This is a genomic window from Photobacterium frigidiphilum (assembly GCF_003025615.1).
Lineage (GTDB): Bacteria > Pseudomonadota > Gammaproteobacteria > Enterobacterales > Vibrionaceae > Photobacterium > Photobacterium frigidiphilum.
Window position 1 is genome coordinate 1 of record NZ_PYMJ01000088.1, and the last position, 3,178, is coordinate 3,178.

2 protein-coding genes are annotated in these 3,178 nt (G+C 35.7%); both read right to left on the reverse strand.

Features of this window, described 5'->3' with window-relative positions; all coding sequences use genetic code 11:
• Positions 1-302 precede the first annotated feature (302 nt).
• On the reverse strand, positions 303-2,567 hold the full coding sequence (locus C9J12_RS29685) for a collagenase (protein WP_107247026.1): 2,265 nt from the start codon (positions 2,565-2,567) through the stop codon (positions 303-305).
• A gap of 343 nt (positions 2,568-2,910) precedes the next feature.
• On the reverse strand, positions 2,911-3,178 hold a 268-nt coding region (locus C9J12_RS29690; RefSeq protein WP_146150140.1), incomplete at its 5' end, for a PKD domain-containing protein.

Here is a 3,178-nt window from a genome sequence, read left to right on the forward strand (position 1 = left end):
TTAAAATGATGGCGTTTGGCGTCATTGTGTTTGTAAGGCATGTGTTAAATAGCTAATCGGAATGAAGGGTTGGCTATGATAACTGAACTCAGTGCTAATGGAATAATTGAGTGTTATCTGAGCGATTCAACAAAGCCGTGCAGAGGAGATCATAACTCAGCAATCAATTTATGCTAGCTGCTGGATAAGTTGTCATTCAATTGGGTAAGCGCTTGCTTAAGCATATCGACCTGAACATTTAGGCCAGCAACTAGCACTATTAATAAATCAATAATCCGCTAACTATTTTAGAATAAGACTAATTATTTTGTTGTTACATTCAGCTTTAAACTAACACCTTGAGTAGAAGGTTCGCTAATTACAGTCACATATTGCCAGTTTCCTGTTAGGGATGGAATAATGGTCAATGATTGTTGATATCCAACGTTCATCGATTTCTCGGAGTAATGACTACTATCTGCCCAAGTATTTGCATTATAGAAAAGTTTGATATTACCATTGCCGTAGTCGGTGTTAATATTGATACGGCTTACATTATCGTCTACGTAAAAATAATAAGATGCTTTACCGTTTTGGCTATCAACGCACAGGGTTTCACCATAATTCACGATGCCGTAGCCATAAGCTCCCTGATACTTACAGCTATCAGGCAAACTACTTGGTGTTAGTGTTTTATCGATAAGTTGGCTATCATCACTTTGAACGGATAACAACCAATCATTCCATTGATTATCTAATGAAGAACCTATAGACGAATTGATATAGTTTAACCAACCATCTGCGTCACCTGTCCGAGCATAACTCATCAATTGATCTACCATTTCAGGTGCTTCTTCAAACATGAAACGTACTGCTAAATAACCCCATTGATAAACACGTTCTGAACCACTTGAATAGTTATTATTCATTATTTCACTTAATCTGTGGTTGCGTTGACGTGCAAAATCAATCGCTTCATCGTAACGGTTTTGATGGGAAATATATTCAGCTAAACCTTCTGACCACCAAACTGATTTACCTGTATCCGTTCGGAATTGGTTGAATGAACCATATTTGTTAAAGCGACCATCTAAGTAATGAATATATTCATGGCGTAAGTTCCATACCAAAATGTCATCGAGCCAAGTCGCTTCATGAGCAATAAAGCGAGCCTGATTTCCTTCAGCCGATGGATCGCCTTCTAAATACATACCACCGTTATCAGTACTGATGCCAAATATATCACCAGCATATTGACGATATTCATCAGACGAATCGAAAATATTCACTTCAAGACTAGTATTGTGGTCATCATTCACTGGCTGGTTGTTTGTTTTTAATACTTTATGGAATAAGATTTCTTCTGTCGCTAATAAATCGCAAGATTGTTGTAATTCTTGCTCGGTCATTTCTTGAGCACGAATTTTGATTGTATCACTGCATGAATAATGAATGCTGAGGATCTGATTAGCCAAACCTTCTTTCCAACCACAGATATTAAATTTTTCGCATTCTCCTGAATTATAATGATCAAGGCGTGCAGCAGCAGATGACCAGAGTTTAGAGAAGCGCTCAAAGCGTGACATAAAACCTACAATACCATTATTTATTTCATTTTTTAATGTTTCAGGTAGCTTCCAGTATTTTTGATATTCAATAAAACGGGCATATTCTTTCAATGCATCTGTTGATTGATAACTGTATTCGGAGTTATAGATATATTCTGAATTCGCAATTTTTAATAAAGCTTGGCGTAGCTCAATATGTTGCTCTGCCGCCTTGGTATATGTTGCATCCCAACTTGCTCGGTATAACAATGTTAATGCACTCGTTAATGCATTTCGATGGCTCCTGCTTTTCAGATGTTCAGGGCCGAATTCATTTAAGTAACGAGTAACGATCTTAACACTTTGGACTTGATTACTACTGCTACCCCAGGTTGTGAAAAATGCTCCTAACGTTGCATCATTATTGTCAGAGATATCAAAAATATGCGGGTTACGGCTATAAGCTTCAAGCAACGAAAGCATTGCTTGGTTGGGCAGTTTATCGCTATAGGTAAGTTTTTCATTGCTATTTTCTATAAAGAAAGCACCACGTAAGTAATAAAATAAGTTATACATATCATCGCCAGTTGACGAATCATATGTACTAGCAATTTGAGTTGCTCTATGCGCAATATCGATTACTTTTGATGGCTGATAAGTGCTTACTGAAATTGAGTCATTGCGAGTGTACAATTTGTCAATACAATCTCGGGGAACAGTTCTAATAAAATTAAATAATTCTTTACCCGATAATAAAGAGAAATTATCATAGTTTTGACAGGTTTCATTATCAGAGATATCCATCATTATATTTTTTTCTATGAGAGTACTTTCTCGAATGTTATCTAATGTTGGAGGCGGGATTGAAATAGGGGCTATAGATTCATTTGTAATTGATAACCTTCGTACTGGTTCATCTTTTATAAGGTTAGTTCCAGCTGGCGATAGTGGTGATTGATTAATAACAGTACTGTTAGCAAAAGCCGTCGTAGTAACTAATAAAGATGCTATTAATATTGATATATTTTTTTTAATGATCATAACGATCCCTTTTTATTACTTGTTTAAAGTATCAATAAGATCCAAACAACAAGGTAAATATTGATTGAATTGTTTTCAGGAAATTCAAACATCTTAATTGTTGATATTTATCATAAAAATATTTGCTTATGATTAAATAACAATGAATAGATGTTGATTTTTGTGAATGACTTTATTTAATATGCATTTATGCGTAAGCATATTTGTGATATGCAACCATAATTAATCTATGATTTATTCAAGCATTAAAATACATAATTTTTTTGATTTATAATCATGCTCATCGAAATCCTTTACCGTCAAGCACCTTTAATTAATGTACTCGGCGGTAGAGTTTAATCGACTAACTTTTCACCATAACTTTAGCAATCGATGAAGACGTTTTACCCTCGTTATCGGTTACCGTTAGCTTAAACGTCAGTGTGTTTTCTGCACTAGGTGTGAAGGTGTATGCATATTTGCTATCTGGGTAGGCAATCTCAGTTTTTGGTCCACTAACCTGACTCCAATGGTAGCTGACTATTTTGCCGTCAGGATCCGATGATTGAGTACCATCTAACGCGGTCCATTGATTGGTTCCACTCATCGTATCTTTAACAACGGCAATAGGC

Coding starts and splice junctions, on each gene's coding strand:
- C9J12_RS29685 (WP_107247026.1), bottom strand. CDS start 2,567: ATGATCATTAAAAAAAATATATCAATATTAATAGCATCTTTATTAGTT.